The sequence below is a fragment of the Desertibaculum subflavum genome (assembly GCA_003576705.1).
Taxonomy (GTDB): domain Bacteria; phylum Pseudomonadota; class Alphaproteobacteria; order Ferrovibrionales; family Ferrovibrionaceae; genus Desertibaculum; species Desertibaculum subflavum.
Genome location: QOZS01000055.1, coordinates 1 through 26,645 on the forward strand (window position 1 = coordinate 1; position 26,645 = coordinate 26,645).

27 protein-coding genes are annotated in these 26,645 nt (G+C 68.3%); 7 read left to right on the forward strand and 20 right to left on the reverse strand.

The genetic code is table 11. The features are described 5' to 3' along the window. The 13 genes from DT074_RS22625 to ftsH all read right to left on the reverse strand — a co-directional run. On the reverse strand, nucleotides 1-317 hold a 317-nt coding region (locus tag DT074_RS22625), incomplete at its 3' end, for a biotin/lipoyl-containing protein (protein WP_368744856.1). 23 nt (nucleotides 318-340) lie between these two features. Continuing rightward, nucleotides 341-3,223, reverse strand: a complete 2,883-nt coding sequence (locus tag DT074_RS22630) for a 2-oxoglutarate dehydrogenase E1 component (RefSeq protein ID WP_438503705.1) — start codon at nucleotides 3,221-3,223, stop codon at nucleotides 341-343. 62 nt (nucleotides 3,224-3,285) lie between these two features. Beyond that, complete coding sequence (sucD, locus tag DT074_RS22635; RefSeq protein WP_119422140.1) at nucleotides 3,286-4,161, reverse strand: succinate--CoA ligase subunit alpha; 876 nt, start codon at nucleotides 4,159-4,161, stop codon at nucleotides 3,286-3,288. Next, nucleotides 4,161-5,330, reverse strand: coding sequence for an ADP-forming succinate--CoA ligase subunit beta (gene sucC / locus DT074_RS22640; protein WP_119422141.1), 1,170 nt, complete (start codon nucleotides 5,328-5,330; stop codon nucleotides 4,161-4,163). The genes sucD and sucC overlap by 1 nt, the downstream gene beginning before the upstream one ends. A 124-nt stretch (nucleotides 5,331-5,454) precedes the next feature. After that, a complete protein-coding gene (mdh, locus tag DT074_RS22645) occupies nucleotides 5,455-6,420 on the reverse strand; it encodes a malate dehydrogenase (protein ID WP_119422142.1) in 966 nt (321 codons plus the stop codon). A 66-nt stretch (nucleotides 6,421-6,486) separates the two neighbouring features. Then, entirely contained in the window at nucleotides 6,487-7,053 is a 567-nt protein-coding gene (gene rplI, locus DT074_RS22650) for a 50S ribosomal protein L9 (protein ID WP_119422143.1), read from the reverse strand. Nucleotides 7,054-7,056: 3 nt separating this feature from the next. Next, entirely contained in the window at nucleotides 7,057-8,016 is a 960-nt protein-coding gene (locus tag DT074_RS22655) for a DUF2232 domain-containing protein (RefSeq protein ID WP_162915117.1), read from the reverse strand. A gap of 25 nt (nucleotides 8,017-8,041) precedes the next feature. Then, nucleotides 8,042-8,320, reverse strand: a complete 279-nt coding sequence (gene rpsR / locus DT074_RS22660; RefSeq protein ID WP_119422145.1) for a 30S ribosomal protein S18 — start codon at nucleotides 8,318-8,320, stop codon at nucleotides 8,042-8,044. Between the two features lie 3 nt (nucleotides 8,321-8,323). Beyond that, nucleotides 8,324-8,815 carry a 30S ribosomal protein S6 gene (gene rpsF / locus DT074_RS22665; RefSeq protein ID WP_119422146.1) on the reverse strand — a complete coding sequence of 164 codons (492 nt, stop codon included), beginning with the start codon at nucleotides 8,813-8,815 and terminating at the stop codon, nucleotides 8,324-8,326. A gap of 171 nt (nucleotides 8,816-8,986) precedes the next feature. Then, nucleotides 8,987-10,870, reverse strand: coding sequence for a peptidylprolyl isomerase (locus DT074_RS22670; protein ID WP_119422147.1), 1,884 nt, complete (start codon nucleotides 10,868-10,870; stop codon nucleotides 8,987-8,989). 21 nt (nucleotides 10,871-10,891) lie between these two features. Next, nucleotides 10,892-12,550, reverse strand: coding sequence for an electron transfer flavoprotein-ubiquinone oxidoreductase (locus DT074_RS22675; protein WP_119422148.1), 1,659 nt, complete (start codon nucleotides 12,548-12,550; stop codon nucleotides 10,892-10,894). Between the two features lie 151 nt (nucleotides 12,551-12,701). Beyond that, nucleotides 12,702-13,319 carry a HupE/UreJ family protein gene (locus DT074_RS22680; RefSeq protein WP_119422149.1) on the reverse strand — a complete coding sequence of 206 codons (618 nt, stop codon included), beginning with the start codon at nucleotides 13,317-13,319 and terminating at the stop codon, nucleotides 12,702-12,704. 79 nt (nucleotides 13,320-13,398) lie between these two features. Then, nucleotides 13,399-15,225, reverse strand: a complete 1,827-nt coding sequence (gene ftsH, locus DT074_RS22685) for an ATP-dependent zinc metalloprotease FtsH (RefSeq protein ID WP_119422150.1) — start codon at nucleotides 15,223-15,225, stop codon at nucleotides 13,399-13,401. A gap of 96 nt (nucleotides 15,226-15,321) precedes the next feature. On the opposite strand from ftsH, the gene DT074_RS22690 reads away from it, so the two are divergent. From DT074_RS22690 to DT074_RS28220, 3 genes are all read left to right on the forward strand, one after another. Next, nucleotides 15,322-16,734 carry an NAD(P)-binding domain-containing protein gene (locus DT074_RS22690; RefSeq protein ID WP_119422151.1) on the forward strand — a complete coding sequence of 471 codons (1,413 nt, stop codon included), beginning with the start codon at nucleotides 15,322-15,324 and terminating at the stop codon, nucleotides 16,732-16,734. A 105-nt stretch (nucleotides 16,735-16,839) separates the two neighbouring features. Next, on the forward strand, nucleotides 16,840-16,926 hold the full coding sequence (locus DT074_RS28720) for a small membrane protein YohP (RefSeq protein ID WP_497746157.1): 87 nt from the start codon (nucleotides 16,840-16,842) through the stop codon (nucleotides 16,924-16,926). Nucleotides 16,927-16,935: 9 nt separating this feature from the next. Continuing rightward, nucleotides 16,936-17,109 carry a hypothetical protein gene (locus tag DT074_RS28220; protein WP_162915118.1) on the forward strand — a complete coding sequence of 58 codons (174 nt, stop codon included), beginning with the start codon at nucleotides 16,936-16,938 and terminating at the stop codon, nucleotides 17,107-17,109. A gap of 7 nt (nucleotides 17,110-17,116) precedes the next feature. Here DT074_RS28220 and DT074_RS22695 read toward each other — a convergent pair whose 3' ends face one another. From DT074_RS22695 to DT074_RS22725, 7 genes are all read right to left on the reverse strand, one after another. Beyond that, nucleotides 17,117-18,001, reverse strand: coding sequence for a DMT family transporter (locus DT074_RS22695; RefSeq protein ID WP_119422152.1), 885 nt, complete (start codon nucleotides 17,999-18,001; stop codon nucleotides 17,117-17,119). A 24-nt stretch (nucleotides 18,002-18,025) separates the two neighbouring features. After that, the gene (locus tag DT074_RS22700; protein WP_119422153.1) at nucleotides 18,026-19,204 is read right to left on the reverse strand and encodes a pyridoxal-phosphate-dependent aminotransferase family protein; all 1,179 of its coding nucleotides are present in this window, start codon (nucleotides 19,202-19,204) and stop codon (nucleotides 18,026-18,028) included. A 100-nt stretch (nucleotides 19,205-19,304) separates the two neighbouring features. Further along, nucleotides 19,305-20,969: a thiamine pyrophosphate-binding protein gene (locus DT074_RS22705; RefSeq protein WP_119422154.1), complete on the reverse strand. Its 1,665-nt coding sequence runs from the start codon at nucleotides 20,967-20,969 to the stop codon at nucleotides 19,305-19,307. 214 nt (nucleotides 20,970-21,183) lie between these two features. Continuing rightward, nucleotides 21,184-22,581, reverse strand: coding sequence for an amidase (locus DT074_RS22710; RefSeq protein ID WP_119422155.1), 1,398 nt, complete (start codon nucleotides 22,579-22,581; stop codon nucleotides 21,184-21,186). Beyond that, entirely contained in the window at nucleotides 22,578-22,784 is a 207-nt protein-coding gene (locus tag DT074_RS22715; RefSeq protein ID WP_119422156.1) for a hypothetical protein, read from the reverse strand. The genes DT074_RS22710 and DT074_RS22715 overlap by 4 nt, the downstream gene beginning before the upstream one ends. After that, nucleotides 22,781-23,035, reverse strand: coding sequence for a GlsB/YeaQ/YmgE family stress response membrane protein (locus DT074_RS22720; protein WP_119422157.1), 255 nt, complete (start codon nucleotides 23,033-23,035; stop codon nucleotides 22,781-22,783). The genes DT074_RS22715 and DT074_RS22720 overlap by 4 nt, the downstream gene beginning before the upstream one ends. A gap of 10 nt (nucleotides 23,036-23,045) precedes the next feature. Continuing rightward, nucleotides 23,046-23,843, reverse strand: a complete 798-nt coding sequence (locus tag DT074_RS22725) for an SDR family NAD(P)-dependent oxidoreductase (RefSeq protein WP_119422158.1) — start codon at nucleotides 23,841-23,843, stop codon at nucleotides 23,046-23,048. Between the two features lie 198 nt (nucleotides 23,844-24,041). On the opposite strand from DT074_RS22725, the gene DT074_RS22730 reads away from it, so the two are divergent. From DT074_RS22730 to DT074_RS22745, 4 genes are all read left to right on the forward strand, one after another. Continuing rightward, nucleotides 24,042-24,545, forward strand: coding sequence for a type III secretion system chaperone family protein (locus DT074_RS22730; RefSeq protein ID WP_119422159.1), 504 nt, complete (start codon nucleotides 24,042-24,044; stop codon nucleotides 24,543-24,545). Between the two features lie 50 nt (nucleotides 24,546-24,595). Beyond that, the gene (gene proC / locus DT074_RS22735) at nucleotides 24,596-25,426 is read left to right on the forward strand and encodes a pyrroline-5-carboxylate reductase (protein ID WP_119422160.1); all 831 of its coding nucleotides are present in this window, start codon (nucleotides 24,596-24,598) and stop codon (nucleotides 25,424-25,426) included. Between the two features lie 24 nt (nucleotides 25,427-25,450). Next, entirely contained in the window at nucleotides 25,451-26,080 is a 630-nt protein-coding gene (locus tag DT074_RS22740) for a TetR family transcriptional regulator (RefSeq protein ID WP_119422161.1), read from the forward strand. A gap of 131 nt (nucleotides 26,081-26,211) precedes the next feature. Beyond that, the gene (locus DT074_RS22745; protein WP_162915119.1) at nucleotides 26,212-26,643 is read left to right on the forward strand and encodes a phasin family protein; all 432 of its coding nucleotides are present in this window, start codon (nucleotides 26,212-26,214) and stop codon (nucleotides 26,641-26,643) included. Nucleotides 26,644-26,645: the final 2 nt, after the last annotated feature.

Sequence of the window (26,645 nt, forward strand, 5' to 3'; positions counted from 1 at the left end):
GCCGGCTTGGGCGGCGGCGGGGCCGCGGGCTTGGACGGGGCGGCGGCGGGCTTCGCCGCGGGCTTGGCGGCCCCGGCGGCGCCGTCCTGGAACTGCGCCAGCAGCGCACCGACCGCGACCACATCGCCCTCGGCCGCGACGATCTCGGCCAGCGTGCCGGCGGCCGGCGCGTTCACCTCCAACGTCACCTTGTCGGTTTCGAGCTCGCAGAGCGGCTCATCGGCGGCGACCGCCTCGCCCGGCTGCTTCAGCCATTTGGCGACGGTCGCTTCGGTGACCGATTCCCCCATGGTGGGGACGCGGATCTCGATCGACATGCGGGAAACCCCTTATCTGCGGCTCAGCCGACGAGCGCCTCGTCGACCAGCTGCTTCTGTTGCTTGACGTGCTTGGCATGGAGGCCGGTGGCCGGCGAGGCGGCGGCGGCGCGACCGGCATAGACCGGGCGCTTCGCCTTCTTGAAGCCTGCCTCGTCGAGCGTACGCTCGATCTCGGGCTCGACCGAGAACCAGGCGCCCATGTTCTTCGGCTCTTCCTGGCACCAGATCACGCGATCCACATGGGCGTATGGCTTGAGCTCCTGCACCAGCGCATCGGTCGGGAAGGGATAAAGCTGCTCGATGCGCAGGATCACGGCATCGGTGAGACCGCGCTGCGCCCGCTCCTCGAACAAGTCGTAATAGACCTTGCCGGAGCAGAGGATGACGCGCTTCACCTTCTTCGGATCCTTCGGCGGCGCATCGTCCCACAGCACGCGGTGGAAGGTCGAACCCGGCCCCATCTCGCTGAGCTTCGACACCGCGAGCTTGTGCCGCAGCAGCGATTTCGGCGTCATGATGACGAGCGGCTTGCGGAATTTGCGGTGGATCTGCCGCCGCAGCGCGTGGAAGTAGTTGGCCGGCGTGGTCAGGTTGCAGACCTGCATGTTGTCCTCGGCGCAGAGCTGCAGGAAGCGCTCGAGCCTGGCGGAGGAATGCTCGGGCCCGGCGCCCTCGTAGCCGTGCGGCAGCAGCAGGACGAGGCCCGACATGCGCTGCCACTTGCTCTCGGCCGAGGCGATGAACTGGTCGATGATGACCTGGGCGCCGTTGGCGAAATCGCCGAACTGCGCCTCCCACAGCACGAGCGCGTTCGGCTCGGCCATGGTGTAGCCGTATTCGAAGCCGAGCACGGCGGCTTCCGAGAGCAACGAATCGATCACCTCGATGCTGGCCTGCTTGTCGCTCACATGCTCGAGCGGCAGGTAGCGCGCCTCGGTCTGCTGGTCGACCAGCACGGCATGGCGCTGCGAGAAGGTGCCGCGGCCGGAATCCTGGCCGGAGAGCCTGACCGGCGTGCCTTCGGCGAGCAAGGTGCCGAAGGCCAGTGCCTCGCCGGTCGACCAGTCGATGCCTTCGCCGGTCTCGATCGCCTTGCCCTTCTGGTCCATCAGGCGGCGCAGCGTGCGGTGCAGGTTGAAGTCCTTGGGCACGTCGACCAGCTTGCGACCGACCTCGCGCAGCTTGTCGAGGGAGACCGCGGTATCGCCGGCGCGCTTGCCGCCGGAAGCGACCTCGAAGCCGGACCAGCGGCCTTCCAGCCAGTCGGCCTTGTTCGGCTTGTAGCTCTTGGCCGCGTCGAACTCGGTGTTCAGGACCGCGTTCACCTCGGCCTGCATGGCCTCGACATCGCCCGCCGTCATGACGCCTTCGGCGACCAGCTTCTCGGCATAGATCTCCCGCGTCGGCCGCTGCTTGGCGATCTGGCGGTACATCAAAGGCTGGGTGAAGGACGGCTCGTCGGCCTCGTTGTGGCCGTGGCGGCGGTAGCAGAACATGTCCACCACCACATCCTTCTTGAACATCTGCCGGAACTCGGTGGCGAGCTTGGTGACATGCACCACCGCTTCCGGATCGTCGCCATTGGCGTGGAAGATCGGCGACTGCACCATCTTCGCCGAATCCGACGGATAGGGCGAGGAGCGCGAATATTTCGGCGCCGTGGTAAAGCCAATCTGGTTGTTGACGATGAAGTGCAGGGTGCCGCCAGTGCCGTAGCCGCGCAGGTCGGACAGCGCGAAGCATTCCGCCACCAGGCCCTGGCCGGCGAAGGCGGCATCGCCATGCATCAGCACGGTGATCACCTGCGAGCGCTCGGTATCGCCGATCTGCTGCTGCTTGGCGCGCGCCTTGCCGAGGCAGACGGGGTCGACCGCTTCCAGGTGCGACGGGTTGGCGGTGAGCGAGAGATGCACCTTGTTGCCGTCGAACTCGCGGTCCGACGAGGTGCCGAGATGGTATTTGACGTCGCCGGAGCCTTCGATGTCCTCGGGATGCGCGGCGCCGCCCTGGAACTCCGAGAAGATGGCCCGGAACGGCTTCGACATGAAATTCGCGAGCACGTTGAGCCGGCCGCGATGCGGCATGCCGAGGATGATCTCGCGGATGCCGAGCTGGCCGCCGGTCTTGACGATCGCCTCCAGCGAGGGGATCAGCGCCTCGCCGCCATCGAGACCGAAACGCTTGGTGGCGGTGAATTTCACGCCGCAGAAGCGCTCGAAGGCCTCCGCCTCGATCAGCTTGCGCAGGATCGCGCGCTTGCCTTCGGGCGTGAAGTGGACCTCCTTGTCGCGGCCCTCCATCCGCTCCTGGATCCAGCGGCGCTGCTCGGTGTGGTAGATGTGCATGTACTCGACGCCGATGGTCGAGCAATAGGCGCGGGTCAGCAGCGCCAGCATCTCGCGGATGGTCGCCGTCTCCAGGCCCGGCATGATGTTGCCGATATAGATCGGCCGGTCCATGTCGGCCGCGGTGAAGCCGTAGGCGGCCGGATCGAGCTCCGGATGGTCCATCTTGTCGAAGCCGAGCGGGTCGAGATCGGCCTTGAGATGGCCCCGGATCCGGTAGGTCCGGATCAGCATGTACGCGCGGATGCTGTCCAGCGCCGCCGCCCGGATATCCTCCACGCCGGCCGCCTGGGCGCGTTTCGCCGACTTGTCAGCGAGTCCGCCGGCGCCCGCGAGGCCGTCCTCGGCCAAGGCGTGGTAGCCGTTCTTCAGGCCCCAGGAGGGCCCGCGCGGGGCTTCCTCACGGCCAAGTCCGGCGAAGAACGCCTGCCAGCTCGGATCGACCGAGCCGGGATTGGCTAGAAAACGGGCATATAGTTCTTCGATGAAGCCGCTATTCGGGCCATAGAGGAACTGTGTTCCTTCGAGTGCGCTTGTCATGGTTCGCCACCGCGGCATCGACCGGCCGCGTTCCTAAGGTTGACGGGTACCCCTCCAACAGCGCCCCCGAACGTGTCCTCCTAACCTTTCATTATTTTTAACATGGTGTCGCCGAGTGCGGCCGGCGAGTCCGCGACCTGAATACCGGCACTGCGCATGACCTCGATCTTGTGGTCGGCGGTGTCCTTGCCGCCCGAGATCACCGCGCCGGCATGGCCCATGCGGCGGCCCGGGGGCGCGGTGCGGCCGGCGATGAATCCGACGGTCGGCTTCTTCACCTTGGACTTCTTCAGGAACTCGGCGCCCTGCACCTCGGCATCGCCGCCGATCTCGCCGATCATGATGATGCCCTGGGTCTCCTTGTCGCCCAGGAACATCTCCAGGCACTCCACGAAGTTGGTGCCGTTGACCGGGTCGCCGCCGATGCCGATGCAGGTGGTCTGGCCGAGCCCCGCCGCGGTGGTCTGCGCCACCGCCTCGTAGGTCAGGGTGCCGGAACGCGACACGATGCCGATCTTGCCGCGCTTGTGGATATGGCCCGGCATGATACCGATCTTGCACTCGTCCGGCGTGATCACGCCGGGGCAGTTCGGCCCGATCAGCCGCGACTTGGAGCCAGCCAGCGCCCGCTTCACGCGGACCATGTCGATCACCGGGATGCCTTCGGTGATGCAGACGATCAGCGGCAGCTCGCTGTCGATCGCTTCCAGGATGGCGTCCGCCGCGAAGGGCGGCGGCACGTAGATGACGGTGGCGTCGCAGCCGGTCTTGGCGCGCGCCTCGGCGACGGTGTCGAAGATCGGCAGGTCGAGATGCTTGGCCCCGCCTTTGCCCGGCGTCACGCCGCCGACCATCTTGGTGCCGTAGGCGATCGCCTGTTCGGAATGGAAGGTGCCCTGCGCGCCGGTGAAGCCCTGGCAGATGACCTTGGTTTTGGAGCTGACCAGAACGGCCATTACGCAGCCTCCCGCACGGCCTGGACCACCTTCTCGGCGGCGTCGGCGAGGTTGTCGGCGGAGGTGATCGGCAGGCCGCTCTCCGCCAGGATCTTCTTGCCGAGGGCGACGTTGGTGCCCTCGAGCCGCACCACCAGCGGCACCTGCAGCGCGACCTCGCGCGCCGCCGCGACCACGCCTTCGGCGATCACGTCGCAGCGCATGATGCCGCCGAAGATGTTGACCAGGATCGCCTCCACGTTCGGGTCGGCGAGGATGATCTTGAACGCGGTGGTGACGCGCTCCTTGGTGGCGCCGCCGCCGACATCGAGGAAGTTCGCCGGTGCCGCGCCGTACAGCTTCACGATGTCCATGGTCGCCATAGCGAGGCCCGCGCCATTGACCATGCAGCCGATATTGCCGTCGAGCTTGATGTAGTTGAGGCCGTGCTTGCCGGCTTCGAGCTCGGCCGCGTTCTCCTCGTCAGGGTCGCGCAGCGCCTCGATATCGGGGTGGCGGAACAGGCCGTTGTCGTCGAAGTTGACCTTGGCATCGAGGGCGATCAGGTCGCCCGCGCCGGTGACCACCAGTGGGTTGATCTCCAAGAGCGACATGTCGAGATCGACGAAGGCGGCGTAGAGGCCGGACAGGAACTTGACCGCCGAACCGATCTGCTTGTCCTTCAGGCCGAGGCCGAAGGCGATCTTGCGGGCGTGGAAGGCCTGCAGGCCGGCGACCGGATCGATGGCGACGCGGATGATCTTCTCCGGCGAATGCGCGGCGACTTCCTCGATGTCCATGCCGCCTTCGGTCGAGGCCATGACGGTGATGCGGCTGGACGAGCGATCCACCAGCATGGAGAGGTAGAGCTCGCGCTTGATGTCGCAGCCGTCCTCGACATAGACGCGCTTGACTTCCTTGCCCTCGGGCCCGGTCTGGTGCGTGACCAGGGTCATGCCGAGCATCTTCTGGGCGAGAGCCTTCACCTCGTCGCGCGACTTGGCGAGCTTGACGCCGCCGCCCTTGCCGCGGCCGCCGGCATGGATCTGCGCCTTGACCACCCAGACGGGGCCCGGCAGCTCGCCCGACTTCGCATAGGCCTCATCGGCGGTATAGGCGACATGGCCGCGTGGCACGTTCACGCCGTACTTCGCCAGCAGGGCTTTGCCCTGATACTCGTGGATGTTCATCGGCCTTCCTGGGCTTGCGCAGTCAGAGGCATCCAGGGCCAGGGCCGGCAGGCCGGTCCAGCCAGTTTGCGTGGGGTCAAGGCTATAGCAGCCGCATTGTGCGCTGCAACCTGAGCCGAAAGCATTACTTTGCGATTGAGGGATCGAGCTGGATGCAGGCGTCGATCAGGGTCTTCACCGAGCCGACCGACTTCTCCAGCATCGCCTTCTCGTCGGCATTGAGCTGGATCTCCATCACCTTTTCGACGCCGCCGGCGCCGATCACCACCGGCACGCCGACATAGATGTCCTTGTAGCCGTACTGGCCGGAGAGCCATGCGGCGCAGGGCAACACCCGCTTCTTATCCTTGAGATAGCTCTCGGCCATGGCGATCGCCGAGGCGGCCGGGGCATAGAAGGCGGAGCCGGTCTTGAGCAGCGCCACGATCTCGCCGCCGCCGCCGCGGGTGCGCTTGACCATGGCGTCGAGCTTCTCCTGCGTGGTCCAGCCCATCTTCACCAGGTCGGGCAGCGGCACGCCGGCCACGGTGGAATAGCGGACCAGCGGCACCATGTCGTCGCCATGGCCGCCGAGCACGAAGGCAGTCACGTCCTCGATCGAGACGTTGAACTCCTCGGCCAGGAAATGGCGGAAGCGCGAGCTGTCGAGCACGCCGGCCATGCCGACCACCTTGTGAGCCGGCTGCTTGGTCACCTGGCGCAGCACCCACACCATGGCATCGAGCGGGTTGGTGATGCAGATGACGAAGGCATCGGGGCAGTATTTGGCGATGCCGGCGCCGACCTGCTGCATAACCTTCATGTTGATGCCGAGCAGGTCGTCGCGGCTCATGCCGGGCTTGCGCGGCACGCCGGCGGTGACAATCACCACATCGGCGCCGGCGATGGCCTCGTAGCTGTTGGTGCCAGCGAGCCTGGCATCGAAGCCCTCGACGGCACCTGACTGGGCGAGGTCGAGCGTCTTGCCCTGCGGCAGGCCCTCGACGATGTCGAACATGACGACGTCGCCGAGCTCTTTCAATCCGACCAGATGGGCGAGCGTGCCCCCGATATTGCCACCGCCGATCAGCGCGATCTTCTTACGGGCCATCTCTCAACTCCCCTGGCTGGATGCTGTCGCCCCGCTCTCACCCTACCGGACCGGCGGTCCGGCGCATCAATTGGACTTGCTCTCGGTCGCTTCCGCGTCGCCTTCCGCCTCGGCCTCCGGCGCGGCGCCTTCCTCGAAGAACTGCTCGGCCGCCGGAACGATGCCGGCCGCCTGCTGCTCCGCCTCGGCCTGCGATCGGGCGATATTGACCGTCGCCTCGATCGAGACCTCGGGGTGCAGCGCGATACGCACCTTGTGCATCCCGAGCGTCTTGTACGGCCGGTCCAGCGCGACCTGACTGCGCTCGACGGTGTAGCCCGCCGCGGTCAGCGCGTCCGCCACGTCGCGGCTCGACACCGAACCGTAGAGCGCCGCTGTTTCCGAAGCATTGCGCAGGATGGTGACCGAAACATCGGTCATCTTCGCGGCCACCTTCTCGGCCTCCGCCCGGCGCTGGAGGTTGGTCGCCTCGAGCTGGGCGCGCTCCTTCTCGAAGCGGGCCATGTTGTCCTTGGTGGCGCGCAGCGCCTTGCGCTGCGGCAGCAGATAGTTGCGCGCGTAGCCGTCCTTCACCCGGACGACCTCGCCCATCTGACCGAGCTTCTCGACGCGCTCCAGCAGAACGACTTCCATCTCTCATCCTCCTCGGCCGGCCGCGTCGAGCACGCGGCGGCGGACCTTAAGCCAATGCTCGGCAATGCCGAGCAGGATCACCACCAGCACCAGCGCGCTGAAAATCAGCATCAGCGCATAGAAACATCCGATCACCAGCCCCGCCATCGGCGTGCGGCGTGCCAGCACATGCACCACGGCGCAGCCCTGGAACAGCACCGGCACCATGGCGACCGGCACCAGGCTTGCTGCCCAGGCCCCGACCGGCCCGTCGAGCAGGGAGATCACCAGCGCCGCCGGCAGCGCGGCCAGAAGCCAGATCGGCAGCTGCATGGTGACCAGCGCGGCCACCGGCCGGATTGCCTTGCCGAACCTGAGCGCCAGCCCCTGCGCCAATGCGCCGTTGGCGATCATGACCAGCATCCAGACCGCCGCCGCAGCCCCAGGCAGGATGCGCGCCATCGTGGCGGCGATCGCCGCCGGGTTCTGCTCCAGCCGCAGCTCCGCCAGCACGCCGGCCTCGCGCAGCTGCTCCAGATAGGCGGCAATGGTCTGCTCCAGCGCCCCGGTCAGCCCGCCATCCGCGCCGAGAAACCAGACGTGCAGCGCCGTCAACGCCGCGGCGGCGATGCCGGCGAGCCAGCCGAACAGCCTGCCTACCGGGTACCACTCGGCATTGCCTTGCGGGCCGGTGCGGAACAGCACCGCCTGCCGGGTCAGCAGATAGGGGCCGATCGCCACCTCCACGAGGTAGCCGAGGGCGACCAAGGGGCCCAGCGCCAAGCTTGCCGCCGTCCCCGCCGCGCCGGCGATCAAGGCCGAGCGCGGCCCCAGGGCGAGCCCCGCATAGAAGATCGGCAGCGGCGCCAGCAGCGCGAAGATCAGCGCGCCCGCGCCGCCGAAGGCGATCGCCGCGTGCGCGAGCGCGCTCGCAGCCCCGAAGGCGAGGGCGAGCAGCAGGTCGCGTTGCATGGGCGGCGGCACGGCCGGCCATCAGCCGGCACTCCTCTCAGCTGACGGCGTAGGGCAGCAGGGCCAGCTGCCGCGCCCGCTTGATCGCCTGGGCCAGCGCGCGCTGCTTCTTGGCGCTGACCGCGGTGATGCGGCTCGGCACGATCTTGCCGCGCTCGGAGATGAAGCGCTGCAGCAGCTTCACGTCCTTGTAGTCGATCTTCGGCGCATTGGCGCCGGAGAACGGGCAGGTCTTGCGCCGACGGAAGAACGGGCGGCGGGCAGGACCGGCGGAACGCGGCGCCGCACCGGCGGCCGCTGCAGTGTGTTCGGACATCGATCAGCCCTCCGTCGTTTCGGCAGCGGCCGGGCGCCGGTCGCCCCGAAAGCCATCGCGATCGCCGCGGTAGCCACCGCCGCCACCGTCGCGATCACCGCGGAAGCCGCCACCCTCGCGGCCGCCGCGGAAGCCACCCTCGCGCCGGCCGCCGCCCGGACGGTCGTCCTTCGCGCGGCTGACCAGCACGGCCGAGGGGCCTTCCTCGATCGCGTCGACCTTGACGGTCAGATAGCGGATAACGTCGTCATGCAAGCGCTGGTTGCGCTCCAGCTCCGCCAAGGCCGCCGCCGGCGCATCGATGCCGAGCAGCATGTAATGGCCCTTGCGGTTCTTGCGGATGCGGTAGGCCAAGCTGCGAAGCCCCCAGGGCTCCACCTTCTTCACCTCGCCGCCGTTCTGCTTGACGATCTCGCCGAATTCGTTCGCCAGTGTCTCGACCTGGGTCGCGGACACATCCTGACGGACGATGAACACGTTCTCGTAGAACGCCATCGTAAACGCTCTCCTTCCGGATCTTCACGGCCGGGCGCCGCTGGCCCCCCGATGGGTCCTGTCGGCCGCCCCGGCCTAGCCGGCCTGCAGGGCCGGCAAGGAGCTATGTGAGGGCCGGGAATATACGCAGCGAAAGCGGCCGATCAAGCGCGATCTGGCGTCCGCCGCCGGTCAATTGGTGCGATCCAGGTTCTGCCGGTTGATGCTGACGCCGTATTCCCCCTCCAGGGCGCTGCGGTAGAGGGTCGCAATGTCGTCGGCATAGCCGGCCCCCAGATTCTTGGCCAGCCGCTCGCGTGCTGCCGCATCGCCGGGATCGGCCGGGGAAATCGACGCCAGGCGCGCCACCACATAGCCGCGGCCGTCGCCGGCCGGACCTTCGGCAAGGTCGCCGACCTTGGCGGCAAAGAGCTGCGCGGCGAGCTGGCCCGAGACCACCCGATCGGCCCCGGTACCGTCGCGGGTGAAGGCCCCGCTCGACCGGATCTCGGCGCCCGCTTCCCGCGCGAGCTCGGCGAAGTCCCCGCCGGTCTTCGCCTTCTCGATCAGCGCCTTGGCTGCCGCCTCCGCTTGTTCGCGGTGGGCAACCGACCGCCAGGCTTCCAGCACGGCCGCCTGCACCGCCTCGAAGGGCCTGAGCGCCGACGGTGTCACGCCATCGACCCGCACCACGACATAGGCGCCTTCGGACATCTCCCGCACCTCGGGCTCGCCACCCGGCACCACCTCGTTGACCAAGGGCAGGAACTCGCGGAATTGCGGCAGACCCGGAACCGGCCTGCCCTCGACGTCACGGCCGCGGGCATCCATGGCGGCGACGCGCTTCACCGGCACGTTCAGCTTCGCCGCCAATTGATCGATGCTGGCGCCGCCGGCGATCTCGTCCTGCACCTGCGCGCCGATACGGTACAGCTCATCCGAGGCGCGCTGCAGCTTGAGCTCGCGGGCGAGCTCGTCCTTTGCTTCTTCGAACTTCTTCTCGCGCGCCGGCTGGATCTCGCTCACGCGCAGGATGTGCCAGCCGAACGGGCTCTGCACCGGCTTGGAGATTTCGCCCTGCGCGAGCGCGAAAACCGGCGCGCCGATCTCTTCCGGCAGCTCCGACTGGGTGACGAGGCCGAGCGACAGGTCGGCCGCCTCCTGGCCGAGCGTCTCCTTGGCGACGGCGGCGAAGTTGCCGCCATCCTTCAGCTTGGCGAAGGCCGCATCGGCGGCGGCTTGATCGGGGAACAGCATCTGCTCCACCCGTCGGCGCTCCGGCTCCCGATAGGTCGAAAGCCGGGACTCGTACTCGTCCTGCAATTCCTTGTCGGTGAGCTGGATGGTGTCGGCGACATCCTTCGCCTCGACCGTCAGATAGGCGAAGCTGCGCAGCTCGGGCGCGGTGAAGCGCGCCGCGTTCTCCTGGTGGAACTTGCGCAAGGTCGCCTCGTCCGGCGCCGCCACCTCGCCTTTCGGGTCCAGCACGGCGATCTCGGCCTCGCGGCGCTCGCCCCGATAGGCCTGGATGCGGTCCACCAGCACCTTCGGCGCGCCACCGCGCAAACCGGCCACGACGGAGCCGGCCAGCGCATCGCGCGTCATGTCCTGGCGCAGCAGATATTCGAAGCGCGTCGGCGACCAGCCCTGCGCCATGACCGCGCGCTCGTAGGTCGGCCGGTCGAACTGGTTGGTCGGCCCTTGGAACGCGGCATTGTTGCGGATCTCCGCGGCGACCACGTCGTCGGGCACCACCACGCGCAGCTTCTCCGCTTCCAGGTCGAGCAGGCGGCGGCCGATCATGGTGCGCAGCACCTGCTCGTTGAGGCCGAGGGCGCGGGCCTGGGCGGCGTCGACCGGGCCGCCCAGCTGGCTTTGCAGGCGCTGCAGCTCGCGGCGCAGCTGTTCGCTGTACTCGGTCGGCGAGATCTCCGTGCCGCCGACCTTGGCCACCGATATATCCGTGCTGCCGCGGATGAAATCGCCGATGCCCCAGACCGCGAAGCTGCCGATCAGGATGACGAGGAAGATCCGGACGACCCAGGTGCCGGCGGTCCGGCGCATCGCGTCGAGCATCGGGAATGCGGTCCTTTCGACCTACATGTTCGGGTAGTTGGGCCCGCCGCCGCCTTCCGGCACGACCCAGTTGATGTTCTGCGTCGGGTCCTTGATGTCGCAGGTCTTGCAGTGCACGCAGTTCTGCGCGTTGATTTGCAGCCTGGGATCGGACCCGTCGTCGTTGCGCACGATCTCGTAGACGCCGGCCGGGCAATAGCGCTGCTCCGGCGCATCATAGAGCTCGAGATTGACCTTGATCGGGATCGAGGCGTCCTTGAGCGTGAGATGACACGGCTGGTCCTCCTCGTGATTGGTGTTCGAGATGAACACCGAGGAGAGCCGGTCGAAGGTGATCTTGCCGTCCGGCTTCGGATAGTCGATCGGCTTGAAGTCGCGCTTCGGCTTCAGGCTCTCGTGATCGGCCTTCCTGTGCTTGAGAGTCCAGGGCGTGAGGAAACCGAGGCCCAGATCCTCCATCCACATGTGGAAGCCGCCCAGCGCCGTGCCGAGCCACAGGCCGAAGCGCAGCCCCGGCTTCACGTTGCGCACCTTGTAGAGGTCCTTGTGCGCCCAGGACGTGCGGAACGCCTCCGGATAGCTGCTCAGCTCGTCGCCCGAACGACCGGCCTTGAGCGCCTCGAAGGCGGCCTCGGCCGCCAGCATGCCGGTCTTGATCGCGTTGTGGCTGCCCTTGATGCGCGGCACGTTGACGAAACCGGCGGAGCAGCCGATCAGCGCGCCGCCCGGGAAGACCAGCTTCGGCACCGATTGCAGGCCGCCCTCGTTGATGGCGCGGGCGCCATAGGAGAGCCGCTTGCCGCCCTCGAAGAACGGCTTCACTGCGGGATGCAGCTTGAAGCGCTGGAACTCCTCGAAGGGATAGAGATAGGGGTTCTCGTAGTTCAGGTTGACCACGAAGCCGACCGCCACCTGGTTGTCCTCCAGGTGGTACATGAAGGAGCCGCCGGCGGTCCGGCTGTCGAGCGGCCAGCCTTGCGTGTGGATGACGAGGCCGGGCTTGTGCCTGGCCGGATCGATCTGCCAGAGCTCCTTGATGCCGATGCCGAATTTCTGCGGCTCGACGCCGTCGCGCAGCTTGAAGCGCTCGAACAGGGTCTTGGTCAGCGAGCCGCGCACGCCCTCGGCGAAGAAGGTGTATTTGGCGTGCAGCTCCATGCCGGGCTGATAGCCGGATTTCTTCTCCCCGTTCTTGCCGATGCCCATATCGCCGGTGGCGACGCCCTTGACCGCGCCCTTCTCGTCGTACAGCACCTCGGCCGCGGCGAAGCCCGGGAACAGGTTGACTTCCAGCGCCTCCGCCTGCTCGGCCAGCCAGCGGCAGACATTGCCGAGGCTGACGATGTAGTTGCCGTGATTGTTCATCAGCGGCGGCATGAAGAAGTTCGGGATCGGGATGTGGTTGTGCTCGGTCAGGATGTAGAAGCGATCCTCGGTGACCGGCGTCTTGAGCGGCGCGCCCTTCTCCCTCCAGTCCGGCATCAGCTCGTTCAGGCCGATCGGATCGACCACGGCGCCGGACAGGATATGAGCGCCGACCTCGGACCCCTTTTCGATGACGCAGACGGAGATCTCGGTGCCGGCGGCGATGGCGAGCTGGCGCAGGCGGATCGCCGCGGCGAGCCCGGCCGGCCCGGCGCCAACGATCACCACATCGAACTCCATCGACTCGCGTTCCATCGCTCCCTCCCGCGGCGCGCCTCGACCCCGGCCGAGCCGCCCCGACTACAAGCCTGCCGCCGCAAATGCAAGGCGGGGCGGCCCGGCGAAGAAGACCGGACCACCCCTGCAACACATTGACGTAGCGGAAGGTTCGCCGGCCGCAGCCGGCTTACGCGAAGCCGAGGCCGAGCTGGACGAGACCGACCACGACGGCCGCCGCGCCGACCGCCGCACGAGCCAAGGCGGCGGGCTTTGCCGCCAGCGCACGGGTCGCCGCCATCGCACCGAGAGCAATGAGGTATTGCACCAGGCCGAAGCCGGCGAGATAGGCGACGACCGGCGTTGTCTCGGCCCCCACCACGGTCTCGGCCAGGGCATAGCCATGCAGCAGGCCCGCCAGCGCGAACAGGGCGGCCAGCAGCTGCGCCGGCAGGGCACGGCCCCACAACACGATGCCGCCAAGGACGAGGACGGAAAGCGGCACACCGATCTCCGCCGCGGGCAGGTCGAAGCCGGCGACGTGCCAGAGCGCGGCGGCCAGGCCCGCGACGACAAAGGCCGCCGGCAGCAGGAACCGCCCGGCCAGCGGGGCCGCCAGGACGCCGGCGGCGACCACGAAAGCGAGATGATCGAGGCCGATGACCGGATGGGCCAGCCCCGAAAGCAGGCCCTGAGCCAGCGTGGCCGGCGTTGCACCGCCCATGGGATGGTGCGCCCAGGCGGGCGCCGCGGCCAGCACCGCCATTGCGCTGAGGGCAATACCGGACCGGATCCTTGGCAACGTCATCTTGGCTCCCCTTGAGTTGTCGGCGCGATCCTACCCAGCCTGTTGCGCCGCGTCAGCCGAAACCGTGGCGGTCGTTCCTCTATTGCGCCGCCTGCCGCTCCGCCAGCAGGGCCTTGAGATCCTGCTCGCTCAAGGTCTCGCGCTCCAGCAGCAGCCTGGCGCCGCGCTCGAGAACCTCGCGCCGCTGCGTCAGGATGCCGACGGCGCGGGCGAAGGCGGCGTCGACGATCGCCTTGACCGCGGCGTCGATCCGTTCCGCCGTCGCCTCGCTGTAGTCGCGCTCGTAGGCAGGCGGCATGCCGGGGGCATTGAGGAAGCTGCGCTGCTCGCGCTGATAGACGACGAGGCCGAGCTCGTCCGACATGCCGAATTTGGCGACGATGCTGCGGGCAATGTCGGTGACCTTCTGCAGGTCGTCGGCGGCGCCGGTGGAAATGCGGCCGAACACGATATGCTCGGCGGCGCGGCCGCCGAGCAGCACGGCCATCTTGTTGTCCAGCTCCTCGCGGTCCATCAGGAAGCGATCCTCGGTCGGCCGCTGGATGGTGTAGCCGAGCGCGCCGATGCCGCGCGGGATGATGGAGACCTTGTGCACCGGGTCGCTGCCCGGCAGCGACAGCGCGACCAAGGCATGCCCCATCTCGTGATGGGCGACCACGGTGCGCTCCTTCGGATTGAGCAGGCGGTTCTTCTTCTCCAGACCCGCGACGATGCGTTCCACCGCCTCGGTGAAATCGGCGAGCGTCACCGCATCGCGACCGTGCCGCGTGGCAAGCAGCGCCGCCTCGTTCACCAGGTTGGCGAGGTCGGCGCCGGTGAAGCCCGGAGTCATCGCGGCGATCTGCTCGCGGTCGATATCGGGGCCGAGCGTCACCTTCTTCAGATGCACGTCGAGGATCTGGATGCGGCCCGTCTTGTCGGGCCGGTCGACCAGAACCTGGCGGTCGAACCGTCCCGCCCGCAGCAGCGCGGGATCGAGGATCTCCGGCCGGTTGGTGGCGGCGAGCAGCACCAGGCCGGAGCTGACGTCGAAGCCGTCCAGCTCGACCAGCAGCTGGTTCAGGGTCTGCTCCTTCTCGTCATGGCCGCCGATGCCGGGGAAGGCGCCGCGGGCGCGGCCGAGCGCGTCCAGCTCGTCGATGAAGATGATGGCGGGCGCGCGCTTCCGGCCCTGCTCGAACAGGTCGCGCACGCGGGCGGCGCCGACGCCGACGAACATCTCGACGAATTCCGAGCCGGAGATCGAGAAGAACGGCACGCCGGCCTCGCCGGCCACCGCGCGGGCGAGCAGCGTCTTGCCGGTCCCGGGCGGACCGACCAGCAGCACGCCCTTGGGGATGCGGGCGCCCAGCCGGCCATAGCGCTGCGGGTCCTTCAGGAACTGCACGATCTCCGCCAGTTCCTCCTTCGCCTCATCGACGCCGGCGACATCGGCAAAGGTCACCTTGGTGTCGGTCTCGACATAGACCTTGGCGCGGCTCTTGCCGATCGACATCATCCCGCCGCCGAAACCGGCATTGTCGGCAAAGCGCCGGAACAGGAAGGCCCAGACAACGAAGAACAGAACGATCGGCACGACCCAGGACAGGATATCGCGGATCAGCGTGTTCTCCGCCACGCCGGAATACTTCACCCCGTGCTTGTCGAGCTCGTCGGCAAGGTCGTCCGCCACCTGGCGCGTGACAAAGAGCTTGCGGCCGTCCGGCAGCGGCTGCTTCAGCTCACCCGAGATGCTGTCGCCGGTGATCCGCACCTCCGCCACCTTGCCTTCGCGCACCAGGTTGCGGAACTCGCTGTAGGACAGCGGCTGCACCTGCTGGCCGGCGGCCCAGAAGTACTGGATCAGCAGCACGCCGATGACGACGGCCATCCAGTACCAGGCGTGGTAAGTCGTCTTCTTGTCCATTGCGGACGGCAAGGTGGGCCCGGATCACTTCCGGCGCAAGTCCGGCAGCGCGTTTTTTGCATGCGCCCGCTGAATTCGCTTCGATAGGCTGATCCGATGTCCCTCGATGCCCTGGCCTCCCGTATCCGCCGCGAGCTGGCGATGATCGCGCATCCGAGCCTTGCCTGGCTCGAGCCGCGCCGGGCGCCGGACGGATCGAACGCGCTCGACGTGCTCATCGCCGGCGCCGGCCAGGGCGGCATCGCCACCGCCTTCGCGCTCAAGCGCCAGCGGGTCGACAACGTGCTGGTGGTGGATCGCGCGGCCTATGGGCGCGAAGGGCCGTGGGTCACCTATGCCCGCATGCCGACCTTGCGCAGTCCGAAGGAATATACCGGCCCGGATCTCGACATACCTGCGTTGACCTACCAGGCCTGGCACGAGGCGAAGTACGGCGCCGCACATTGGCAATCGCTCGGCCTGATCGCCCCGGCGGACTGGAACGAGTATCTGCTGTTCGTCCGCGCGGTGACCGACGTGCCGGTACGCAACGAAGCCGAGCTGGTCGAACTCGCGCCCGAGGCGGGGCTGATCCGGGCGACGCTGGCGAGCGCCGCGGGCCGTGAGACCGTCTACGCGCGCAAGGTCGTGCTGGCCACCGGGCAGGACGGCACCGGGCGCTGGTGGATGCCGGATTTCGTCGCCGCCCTGCCCCGCGCGTTCCGCGCGCACACCGCCGACTCCATCGACTTCACCGGCCTGAAAGGCAAGGTGATCGCCGTGCTCGGCGCCGGCGCCTCCGCCTTCGACAACGCGGCGACGGCGCTCGAGGCCGGCGCCGCCGAAGTGCATGTGTTCTGCCGCCGGCCGGCGCCGCAGGTGATCCAGCCCTACCGGCAGATCACCTTCCGCGGCTTCCTGAAGCACCTCTCCGACCTCGACGATGCCTGGCGCTGGCGCTTCATGCGCCACGTACTGGCCTTGCGCGAAGGCTTTCCGCAGGCGACCTGGGACCGCTGCGCCGCGCATGCGAACTTCACCCTGCATACCGGCGCGCCCTGGACCGCGGCGCGCGTCGAGGGCGCCCGCGCCGTGGTCGTCACGCCGCGCGGCGACTTCGTCGCCGATTTCCTGATCTGCTGCACCGGGATCGCCATGGACTACGCGGCGAAGCCCGAGCTCGCGCGCTTCGCCGGCAACATCCGCAACTGGGCCGATGCCTATGCGCCGCCGGCCGACGAGCGCGACCACCGCCTGGCGGCGTTTCCCTATCTGGCCGCCGATTACAGCTTCATGGAGAAGCAGGCCGGCGCGACGCCCTGGATCAAGGACATCCACCTGTTCGCCATCGCCGCGACGATGAGCTTCGGGCCATCCGGCTCGTCGATCAATGCCATGACAACGGCGGTGCCGAAGCTGGTCGACGGGATCACCCGCGGCCTGTTCGCCGGCGATGTCGAGCGGCACTGGGCCGCACTCAAGGCCTATGACGTGCCGCAGGCGATCGTGCCGGGATCCCGCGCCGATTGAGCCTGCCGCCACTCAGCGTGACCGGGCCGGCAGATTCAAAGCCAAGCCTGGGAACGGATCGCGGCGCTTGGCGGTTAACCGCTGATCGGAAGCAAGGAACACGGCATGCTGGAGTTTCTCGGCAAATCTGTCCTGGTCATATTTCTTATCGGCCTTGCCGTGGTGATCGGCGTGCTGATGCTGATCTTCTAGGACCGGGCGATGCCGTTCGTGATCGTATTGCTGCTCGCCTTTCTGGTGATCCAGTTCGGATTCTGGGACACCTTCGCCGGAATTCTCGGCGGTATTGGAATCATCATCCTGGTCATCTTCACCGGCATGGCCATGCTGGCGCTGACCGCGACGCTCGCCATGCGGCGGCGCCTGCGGCGCTGAACCGGGCTCAGCCCCGCCGCGCGGCGACCAGGATGCCGGCAAAGATCAGCGCGATGCCGATGGCATGGAACAGGCGAAAGCTTTCGCCGAGGAAGGCGACCGCCATCAGGCTGCCGAAGACCGGCATCAGGTGCACGAACTGACCGGCCCGGTTGGCGCCGATCAGCTCCACCCCGCGATTGTAGCAAAGGTAGGCCAGCACCGAGGGGAACAGCGCGACATAGGCGATGGCGGCGAAGGTCGTGGGATTGCCCGCGAGCTGCCGCACGGCGACATGCTCCCAGCCGTATAACGGTACCAGCATCAGCGCGCCGAGCCCGAAGGTGACGGCGAGAAAACTGAGCGGATGCATGGTCGGCCGCCGGCGCAGCAGCGCCGTGTAGAGGGCATAGGCGAGGATCGCGAGGACGATCAGCAGGTCGCCGGCATTGACGTCGAGCGCCGCCAGCGTCGCGAGCTCGCCGCGTGCCACGATGGCGACGATGCCGGCGAGCGACAAGGCAAGCCCGATTGCCTGCCAGCGGTTGATCCGCTCGCCGAACAGCATCAGCGAGGCCGCGATGATGGCGAGCGGCATGAACGATTGGATCAACAGGCCGTTGATCGCCGTGGTGCGGCCGAGGCCGAGATAGACCAGGGTGTTGAAGCTGGCGACGCCGAGCGCGGAGAGCAGCAGCACCAACGGCAGGTGGCGGCGGACGACGGCGATATCACGCGCCAGATGCGGCCAGGCGAAGGGCAACACGATCAGGAAGCCGCCGGCCCAGCGCCAGAAGGCGAGCGCCACCGGCGGCACCGCATCGTGCACGGCACGGCCGAGCACGAAATTGCCGGACCAGAACAGCGTGGTCAGGACCAGCAGCAGATAGGGCTGACGCCAGAGAAATCCCAAGACCGGTCCAGAGAACTGCGCGACTCACGCCGCCAGCACGGCCATCGCGGCGTCGAGCCCGCCCTTGCCATGCGGCACCTTGGCCACTTTCAGTGCCATCTCGACCGCGGAGAGCGCGCCGAGCATGGTCGGCTCGTTCAGGTCGCCCATATGGCCGATGCGGAACACGCGGCCGTCAAGCGCGCCGAGGCCGCGGCCCAGCGCCACGTTGAACCGGCCCTCGGCGATGCGGCGGACGTCCTCCGCGTTGTGGCCCTTCGGCATCAGCACGGCGGTGAGCGAATCCGAGGCGGCCGCGGCATCCACCGGATAGACTTCCGGCCCGCCGCCGGCCGACCAGGCGTTGACGCAGGCGCGCGTCGCGTCGGCGAGGCGGCGATGGCGGATGAAGATGTTCTCCAGCCCCTCCTCCTCGATCATCGCAAGCGAGGCTTCAAGGCCGAAGAAGAAATGGATCGGCGCGGTGCCGCAGAAGCGCGCCTGCCTTTTGTTCTCGACCAGGTTGCGCCAGTCCCAGTAGCGGCGCGGATTGCGCGCCGACTGCGAGGCATTCCAGGCCTTCTCGCTGACCCCGGTGAACGACATGCCGGGCGGCAGCATCAGGCCCTTCTGCGAGCCGCCGACCACCACGTCGACCTTCCACTCGTCCATGCGGAAATCGAACGAGACGAGCGAGGAGATGGTGTCGACCATGAACAGCGCGGAATGGCCGGCGCGGTCGATGGCGGCGCGGATCTCGGCCACCGGGTGCTTGGTGCCGGTGGAGGTCTCGTTGTGCACCACCAGTACGGCCTTGATCTCGCGCGCATCGTCCTTGGCGAGCCTGGCCTCGACCGCCTTGGGATCGACGGCCTTGCGGTCCGGCGTCGTGAGCGTCTCGACCTCGGCGCCGAAGGCCTTGGCCATGATCGCCCAGTTCTCGGAGAAATAGCCGGATTGGCAGACCAGCACTTTGTCGCCGGGCGACAGCGTGTTGGCGACCGCCGCCTCCCAGGCGCCATGGCCCGACGAGGCATAGAAGACCACCACCGCTTCCTTCGACTTCAGGATCGCGCGCACCCTGTCGGCGCAGCGGAACCGCATCTCCAGGAAGTCCTTGCCCATGAAGTCCGAGGCCGGCCGGTCCATGGCGCGCAGCACGCGGTCCGGGATGTTGGTCGGCCCCGGATGCATGAAGAACTGCCGCCCGCGCAATACGCTCATCGCTGCCCCTCCAAGGCCGAACGCTTCGGCCGGGCCGGGACATTATTGCCCCGGCCGCTGCCCGCCAATCCCCATCGCCATGACGTGATTTCGGGGCTGGTCAGCGTTTGCCCTCGATCAGCGCCTCGATCAGGTGCGGCTTGCCCGACTTGAACGCCGCCTCGACCGCGCCCCGCAGCGCCTCGCCGCGGGTCACCCGGGTCGCCGCGACGCCCATGCCCTGCGCCATCTCGACGAATCCGAGATCGGGATTGCCAAGATCCATATGGGCATAGGGCTTGTTGGACAGCACGCCGAAGCGCTGGCGGTAGATGTCGAGATTGTGCTTCAGCACCCGATACTCGCGATTGGCCAGGATGACGAAGACGATGGCGAGATCGTGATGCGCCGCGCTCCACAGCGCCTGGATCGAATACATGGCCGAGCCGTCGCCCGAGATCGCCAGCACCGGCCGGTGCGGGTTCGCCACCTTGGCGCCGATCGCGCCGGCGAGGCCCTGGCCGATACCGCCGCCGCGGCCGCTCAGATAGTCGCCGGGCCTGGCGAAGTCGAAGCTGCGGGCGAGATCCTGGTTCGCCGTGATGGTCTCCTCCACCAGCACCGCGTCGCCCGGCGTGGCCGCGCGGATCTCGGCCATGGCGCGCGCCATCGACATCGGCGTGCGGTCCCAGCTCTTCTTGACCCGCGCCGCCTGCGCGGCCGCCTCGGTCTGCTTCAGGTCGTCGAGCGCGGCGAGCCGCGCCGTCGCTCCGGCCGCATAGTCGGCCGAGGCCGTGCCGGCGACCACCTCCTGCAGCGCCTTGAGGGCGGCCAGCGGATCGCCGATCAGCCCGGCATCGAGCGGGAAGTTGTAGCCGAGGCGCGGATAGGCCGCCTCGACCTGCACCACCTTGGCGCCCTCGGGGATGGCGCTGCCCGGCGCGAACCACACCTCCTCGAAGAACGGCCCGCCGGCGAGCAGAACGAGGTCGACGCCGTCCAGCGCCGTTCGGATGGCCGCCGCGTCGAACGGCAGCGCGCCGCGGAAGGCGCGATGCGCCGTCGGGAAGCTCGCGTGATGGCGCAGGCCCTCGACCCAGACCGCGGCGCCGATGCGCTCGGCGAGCTTCACCGCCGCCTCGGCCGCGCCGCCGCGCCCGATGTCGTCGCCCAGCACCATGACCGGCCGCCGCGCCGCCAGGATCAGCCGCGTCGCTTCCGCCACGCCTTCCGGATCGGGCCGCGCCGCGCGGTAGAGCCGGTCGGGCGCAGCCGGCGGCACGTCCGTTTCCTGCTCCATCACGTCGATCGGCAGGGCGACGAAGACCGGGCCGCAAGGCGGATCGTTCGCCACCTTGAAGGCGCGGCGCAGGATGGGGCCGAGCTCGTCGGCCCGCTCCACCTGCACGCTCCATTTGGTCACTGGCGCCGCCATGGCGGCGAGGTCGTGGCCGAGCAGCGGATCGCGCAAGCGCATGCGCGTGTCCTGCTGGCCGGCCGTGACGATCATCGGCGAGTTCGCCTTCAGCGCGCCGTAGAGCATGCCGAGCGCGTTGCCGAGGCCGGGCGCGACATGCAGGTTCACGATAGCGGTCTTGCCGGTCGCCTGCGCGTAGAAGCTGGCGGCGCCGAGCGCCACGCCTTCGTGCAGCGCGACGACGTAGTTGATCTGCGGGTAGTCGGCGAGGCTGTCGATCAGCGGGCTCTCGGTCGTGCCGGGATTGCCGAACATATGCTCGACGCCGTGCGCGACCAGGCTCTGCATGAACACGTTGCGTCCGCGCATGTTTCCTCCGGAACTTTCTGCTTCTGCGTGGCGCGCAGACTGCGCGCGCCACGGCGCGAGGGTCAAGTCAGTGAAACGAATCACCATCAACGTCGTGGCCGGGCTTGACCCGGCCATCCACGGCCATCCGCATCACCGTCGCCGACGCGTGGGTGCCCGGGTCAAGCCCGGGCACGACGAAAAATATAAGGTGCAATGGAGTCGGCGGAGTGCTTCACAGCGCCGGCGCGCGCTTGTGCCAGTCGGTCGCCTTCTGGAAGGCATGGGCGACGCGCAGCACCATGCCGTCCTCGAAGGCGCGGCCGGCGATCTGCAGGTTGAGCGGCAGGCCCTTCGCCGAGAAGCCGCACGGCACCGAGATCGCGGGTCCACCGGTGATGTTGAACGGCGAGGCGATGCCGCGCGGACCGAAGGCCATGGCGGGTCCCTTCGCCATCGCCTCGATCTCCGGCGCCGGGGCGGGATAGACGCAGCAGAGCACGGCATCGACATCGCGCATCGCCTCCGTCATGCGCAGTGTCAGCACGCGGCGGAAGCGCTGCGCGCGCATATATTCCTCCGCCGTCAGCGCCGCGCCGGCGAGCACGCGCATGCGCGTCATCGCCGCGTAGTCCATCGACCGGGTGCGCAGATCCTCGCGGTGCACGGCGAAGGCCTCGGCATGCAGGATGGTGCGGCAGCAGGCATCGATCTCGGCGAGCGGCGGCATGTCGAGCTCGCGCGTCTCGGCGCCGAGCGCCTCGATCGCCCTGACCGCCTCGTCGAACGCCTTGATCTGGGCCGGATCGCCGGTCATGTCGCGCTCGTGCCAGCGGCGCACGACGCCGAGCCTCAGGCCGCGGATGGAGCGATCCAGGGTGGCGGTGAAGTTCTCCGGCTGGCGGTCGGCCGCGGCGGGGTCGCGCGGATCGGCACCCTGCATCGCGGTCAGGAGATAGGCGCAGTCCTCGGCGCTGCGCGCCATCGGGCCGACATGGTCGAGCGATTGGGCCAGCGGCATGACGCCGCCGCGGCTGCACAGGCCGTAGGTCGGCTTGTGGCCGCTGATGCCGCAATAGGCCGCCGGATTGCGGATCGAGCCCGAAGTGTCGGAGCCGAGCGCGGCCGGCACCAGGCGCGCCGCCAGCGCCGCACCCGAGCCCGAGGACGAGCCGCCGGTGAAATGATCGAGGTTCCACGGATTGCGCGCGGGCGGCCAGGGCAGGTCGAAGCAGGGGCCGCCGGTGGCGAATTCATGCGTCGCGAGCTTGCCGAGGGAAATCGCGCCGGCCGCCTTGAGCTTGGCCACTGTGGTGGCGTCCTGCTGGGGCACACGTGCCTTGTAGAGCTTGGAGTGGCCGGTCGTGGCGACGCCCGCCGTGTCGTAGATGTCCTTGATGGCGAAGGGCACGCCGTGCAGCCGCCCCTGGCTGCGGCCTGCGGCGATCGCCTCAGTTGCCATCTTCGCAGCGGCCTGCGCCGCTTCCGCGGTCGGATGGATGAAGGCGTTGATCTTCGGATTGAGCTTGTCGATGCGGACGAGCAACGCCTCGACCAGATCGCTCGGCGAGATTGTCTTCGCGGCGATCGCCTTGGAGGCCTCGGCGACGCCAAGCTCGTGCAACTCGCTCATTGACGCGACACCTTGACCGGCTCGAACACGACCGCCGGTTCGTCGGCGAGGGAGGCGGCAGCCGGCACCAGCGCCGCCTGCGCCTTCATCACCGCGGCGGCCTGGGCGAATCGGGTCACCTCGTCGTCGGGGAGCGAGATTCCGGCGCGGGCCAGGATGGCGCGGGTCTCGTCGAGCGAGAGCGGAGCCGGATCGCCGCTCATCGCCGTGCCTTGATGGCGCGCCACACCACCAGCAGCACGACCGAGCCGCCGATGGCGATGAGCAGGCTGCGGATATTGAAGCCGGTCACGTCGCCGAGGCCGAGCGTGGTGGCGATGAAGCCGCCGAGAACGGCGCCGACGATGCCGATGATGATCGTGATGATGAACCCGCCGGGATCGTTGCCCGGCATCAGGAACTTGGCGATCGCGCCGGCGATCAGCCCCATCACGATCCAGGAGAGTATGCCCATCTCGACCTCCTCAGCTCAGCTTGAGTGCGCCGCCGGCGAAAGGATGCGTGGAAGAAAGCCCGCCGTCCACCGCATAGGCCTGGCCGTTGACATAAGATGCGTCGTCGGAGGCGAGGAACAGCGCCATGGCGGCGATCTCCTCCGGCCGGCCGGCGCGCCGCATCGGATTGAGCTGCCCGATCTTGCCCTCGCTGCCGCGGGCGCGTGCCCCGTCGAAGATCGGCTTGGTCATGCCGGTCTCGATCAGTCCCGGGCAAACCGCATTGACGCGTACGCCGGTGCCGTAGAGCGCGTTGGCCGCGGTCTGCGCCAGGCTGATCACGCCGGCCTTGCTCGAAGCATAGGCGCTCATGCCGGCATTGGCGCGGAGCCCCGCGACCGAAGCCGTCATCACGATCGAGCCCCCGCCCTGCTTCACCATCAGCGGCGCGGCATGGCGGATGGCAAGGAACGGCCCGATCAGGTTGATGCGCAGGATCTCGTTCCAGTACGCCACGGTCTGCTCAAGCAGCGGCGTGCCGCCGCCGGAGACCCCGGCATTGGCATAGACCACGTCGATGCCGCCGAACTCGGCCACGCAGCGCTCGACATAGGCCTTCACCGCTGCCTCGTCGCCGGCATCGGCGGCCTGCGCGACCGCGGTGCCGCCCGCCTGCCGGATAGCGGCGAGCGTGCCTTCCAGCGCCTCGGCGACCCGGTCGACGCAGACCACCTTCGCCCCCTCCTTGGCGAACAGCACGGCGCTGGCGCGCCCGATTCCGCTGGCGGCGCCGGTCACCACCGCCCGCTTCCCCTGCAATCGGCCCATCGTCTCCTCCTGTGATCCGATTCCGCACTCTAGCCCGGCCCCGCTGGTGTGGCAGATCGGTCAACTTTCGCCCTCATGCCGCGTTTCTGACCAGCGTGTCTCTTGCGTCGGCGCCGACCGCTCCATACTCTACCTATATGGCGCGTCGCGTCGGCAAACACGAGATATAGCCATACAGGTATCAAAGGGATCGGACCGATGAGCCTTCGCCGCCACATCGAATCGAGCCGCGAAGACGACAATGCCCTCGACCTCGTCGAGCGTCTGGTCAGCCAGAACGAATGGCCGTTCGAGCGCCAGGGCGATGACGAACTGGTCTGCGGGGTGGGCGGCCATTGGGCCGAGTACCAGCTCTGGTTCTCCCGCCGGGCCGAGGGCAATGCCCTGCAATTTTCCTGCGCCTTCGATCTGCGCACGCCCACGGCGCGCCGGCGCGACCTGCACAGCCTGCTGGTGCTGGTCAACGAGAAGCTGTGGCTCGGCCATTTCGACATGTGGGAGGATGACGGGCTGATCGTGTACCGTCACACCATGCTGTTGCCGGAGGGGCCGCCGCCGATGCGCGCGCTGGAGCAGGTGGTGGAGAATGCGCTCAGCGAGTGCGAGCGCTTCTACCCGGCCTTCCAGTTCGCCATCTGGGGCGGCAAGGGCCCGAAGGAAGCGATCGCCGCCGCCATGATCGAGACGGCCGGCGAGGCATAGGCGGCTCGGCATCGGCGGCGAAGCCTGGGAAGCATGGGCGGAGAGGAAACATGAGCAGTGCGGCACAGGCCGGCACGCGCATCCTGCTGGTGGGTTGCGGCAAGATGGGCGGCGCCATGCTGGACGGCTGGCTGGCCCGCGGGATGAAGCCGGAAGACGCCGTCGTGGTCGAGCCGTCCCAGGGGGCCGCCGCGATCGCCCGCGCCAAGGGCATCGCCGTGTTCGCCCGGTCGGACGAGGTGCCGGCGAGCTTCATGCCGGACATCGTGCTGATCGCCGTGAAGCCGCAGAGCATGGCGGAGGCGGCACCGCCGCTCCGCCGCTTCGCCGGCACCGGTGCGACCTATCTCTCCATTGCCGCCGGCAAGACCATCGCCGGATTCGAGGCGGCGCTCGGCCCGGGCACGGCCATCGTGCGCGCCATGCCGAACACGCCGGCGGCAGTCGGCCGCGGCATCACCGTGCTCTGTGCCAATGCCAACGTGACGGCGGCGGCGCGCGAGACCTGCGGCGAGCTGTTGCGCGCCGTCGGCGAAGTCGCCTGGGTGGAGGACGAGGCGCTGATGGACCCGGTGACGGCGGTCTCCGGCTCGGGCCCCGCCTATGTGTTCCTGCTGATCGAGGAGCTGGCGGCGGCCGGCGTGGCGGCCGGCCTGAAGCCGGATCTCGCCATGCAGCTGGCCCGCGCCACCGTCAGCGGGGCCGGCGAACTGGCCCGCCAGGCGGCCGAGAGCCCGACCGAGCTGCGCAAGAACGTCACTAGCCCGGGCGGCACGACGCAGGCGGCGCTGGAGGTACTGATGGCGCCGGACGGCCTCAAGCCCTTGATGACGCGCGCGGTCGCGGCGGCGACCCGGCGCAGCCGCGAGCTTGCCGGCTAGCGGGCTGGCCCCTACCTTCGCCGCATGGCGGCAAACAAGACCAGGCGCAAGAAGACGGCCGACGCACCGCGCGACGCGGTGGAAGTCGCGCTCGGCCTGTTCGAGGCGCGCGGCTATGCCGCCGTCGCGCTGGCCGACATCGCGGAATCGGCCGGGCTCTCGCTCGCCGCGCTGCTCCGCCAGCATCCCGGCAAAAGCGCGCTGATCGCCACGTGGCTCGGCCGGATCGATGCCGGCATGCTCGATGCCGCCAAGACCGCCGAGGACGAGACGCCGCGCGATCGCCTGTTCGAGGTAATCATGGCCCGGCTCGACCTGCTGGCGCCGAGGAAGCCCTTGATCCGCGCATTGGGCCGGAGCGCGTTGTGCGATCCCGACCTTGCCTGCACCTTGGCGCTGGCGCTGCGCCGGTCGCTGCGCTGGATGCTGGCCGCGGCACGGATCGAGACGGAAGGCCTGCGCGGCTTCGTCGTTCGCCGCGGTCTGTCGGCGATCTATGCCGACACGATCCGGGTCTGGCTCGCCGATCCGTCGGAGGATGCCGCGCGAACGATGGCGCATCTCGACAAGCGATTGCGCCAAGCGGCAGGCCTGCTCGGCCGGTTGCCCCGACGCGGCGGCACGACCGCCGAAACCGTCACCGATACGCATTAAATCATAAACATTTGCGTCGCTTGACGCATCCGGTCACGCGGCGGACAATGCCTGTGCTCTTCTTCGACCTCGCGAGCGGTCGATCAGGACCAGATCCCGCTTCCCATTCACGCCCGGCACGGGGGACGACCATGGCAGCCAACGGTTCCGCATTCCCCAATTTCGATCCGACCAAGATGTTCAAGGATCTGCCGATGAGCGGCGGATTCGACATGGAAAAGCTGAGCCAGATGCATGCCCGCAATGTTGAGGCCATGCAGACGGCGAATCAGCTGGCGACCGACGGCTTTCAGACCGTGGCGCGCCGCCAGGCCGAGATCATGAAGGACGCGATGGAGCAGTTCTCCGGCGCGATGAAGGACATGATGAGCGCCAACGGCACCGACAAGAGCGGCACCAAGCAGGCCGAGATCGCCAAGCAGATGATGGAGAAGGCGGTCGGCAACGTGCGCGAGCTGACCGAGCTCGCCACCAAGGCGCAGTCGGAGGCTTTCGACGTGCTCACCAAGCGCTGGATGGCGAGCCTGGAAGAAGCCCGCGACGTCTTCGCCAAGCGGGGTTAGGC

Coding starts and splice junctions, on each gene's coding strand:
- DT074_RS28720 (WP_497746157.1), top strand. CDS start 16,840: ATGCTGGAGTTTCTCGGCAAATCTGTCCTGGTCATATTTCTTATCGGC.
- ftsH (WP_119422150.1), bottom strand. CDS start 15,225: ATGGACAAGAAGACGACTTACCACGCCTGGTACTGGATGGCCGTCGTC.
- rplI (WP_119422143.1), bottom strand. CDS start 7,053: ATGGAAGTCGTTCTGCTGGAGCGCGTCGAGAAGCTCGGTCAGATGGGC.
- DT074_RS22675 (WP_119422148.1), bottom strand. CDS start 12,550: ATGGAACGCGAGTCGATGGAGTTCGATGTGGTGATCGTTGGCGCCGGG.
- sucC (WP_119422141.1), bottom strand. CDS start 5,330: ATGAACATCCACGAGTATCAGGGCAAAGCCCTGCTGGCGAAGTACGGC.
- DT074_RS22680 (WP_119422149.1), bottom strand. CDS start 13,319: ATGACGTTGCCAAGGATCCGGTCCGGTATTGCCCTCAGCGCAATGGCG.
- DT074_RS22740 (WP_119422161.1), top strand. CDS start 25,451: ATGGCGGCAAACAAGACCAGGCGCAAGAAGACGGCCGACGCACCGCGC.
- DT074_RS22670 (WP_119422147.1), bottom strand. CDS start 10,870: ATGCTCGACGCGATGCGCCGGACCGCCGGCACCTGGGTCGTCCGGATC.
- DT074_RS22725 (WP_119422158.1), bottom strand. CDS start 23,843: ATGGGCCGATTGCAGGGGAAGCGGGCGGTGGTGACCGGCGCCGCCAGC.
- DT074_RS22730 (WP_119422159.1), top strand. CDS start 24,042: ATGAGCCTTCGCCGCCACATCGAATCGAGCCGCGAAGACGACAATGCC.
- DT074_RS22700 (WP_119422153.1), bottom strand. CDS start 19,204: ATGAGCGTATTGCGCGGGCGGCAGTTCTTCATGCATCCGGGGCCGACC.
- DT074_RS22715 (WP_119422156.1), bottom strand. CDS start 22,784: ATGAGCGGCGATCCGGCTCCGCTCTCGCTCGACGAGACCCGCGCCATC.
- proC (WP_119422160.1), top strand. CDS start 24,596: ATGAGCAGTGCGGCACAGGCCGGCACGCGCATCCTGCTGGTGGGTTGC.
- DT074_RS28220 (WP_162915118.1), top strand. CDS start 16,936: ATGCCGTTCGTGATCGTATTGCTGCTCGCCTTTCTGGTGATCCAGTTC.
- DT074_RS22630 (WP_438503705.1), bottom strand. CDS start 3,223: ATGCCGCGGTGGCGAACCATGACAAGCGCACTCGAAGGAACACAGTTC.
- sucD (WP_119422140.1), bottom strand. CDS start 4,161: ATGGCCGTTCTGGTCAGCTCCAAAACCAAGGTCATCTGCCAGGGCTTC.
- DT074_RS22690 (WP_119422151.1), top strand. CDS start 15,322: ATGTCCCTCGATGCCCTGGCCTCCCGTATCCGCCGCGAGCTGGCGATG.
- DT074_RS22710 (WP_119422155.1), bottom strand. CDS start 22,581: ATGAGCGAGTTGCACGAGCTTGGCGTCGCCGAGGCCTCCAAGGCGATC.
- mdh (WP_119422142.1), bottom strand. CDS start 6,420: ATGGCCCGTAAGAAGATCGCGCTGATCGGCGGTGGCAATATCGGGGGC.
- rpsF (WP_119422146.1), bottom strand. CDS start 8,815: ATGGCGTTCTACGAGAACGTGTTCATCGTCCGTCAGGATGTGTCCGCG.
- DT074_RS22720 (WP_119422157.1), bottom strand. CDS start 23,035: ATGGGCATACTCTCCTGGATCGTGATGGGGCTGATCGCCGGCGCGATC.
- DT074_RS22745 (WP_162915119.1), top strand. CDS start 26,212: ATGGCAGCCAACGGTTCCGCATTCCCCAATTTCGATCCGACCAAGATG.
- DT074_RS22705 (WP_119422154.1), bottom strand. CDS start 20,969: ATGCGCGGACGCAACGTGTTCATGCAGAGCCTGGTCGCGCACGGCGTC.
- rpsR (WP_119422145.1), bottom strand. CDS start 8,320: ATGTCCGAACACACTGCAGCGGCCGCCGGTGCGGCGCCGCGTTCCGCC.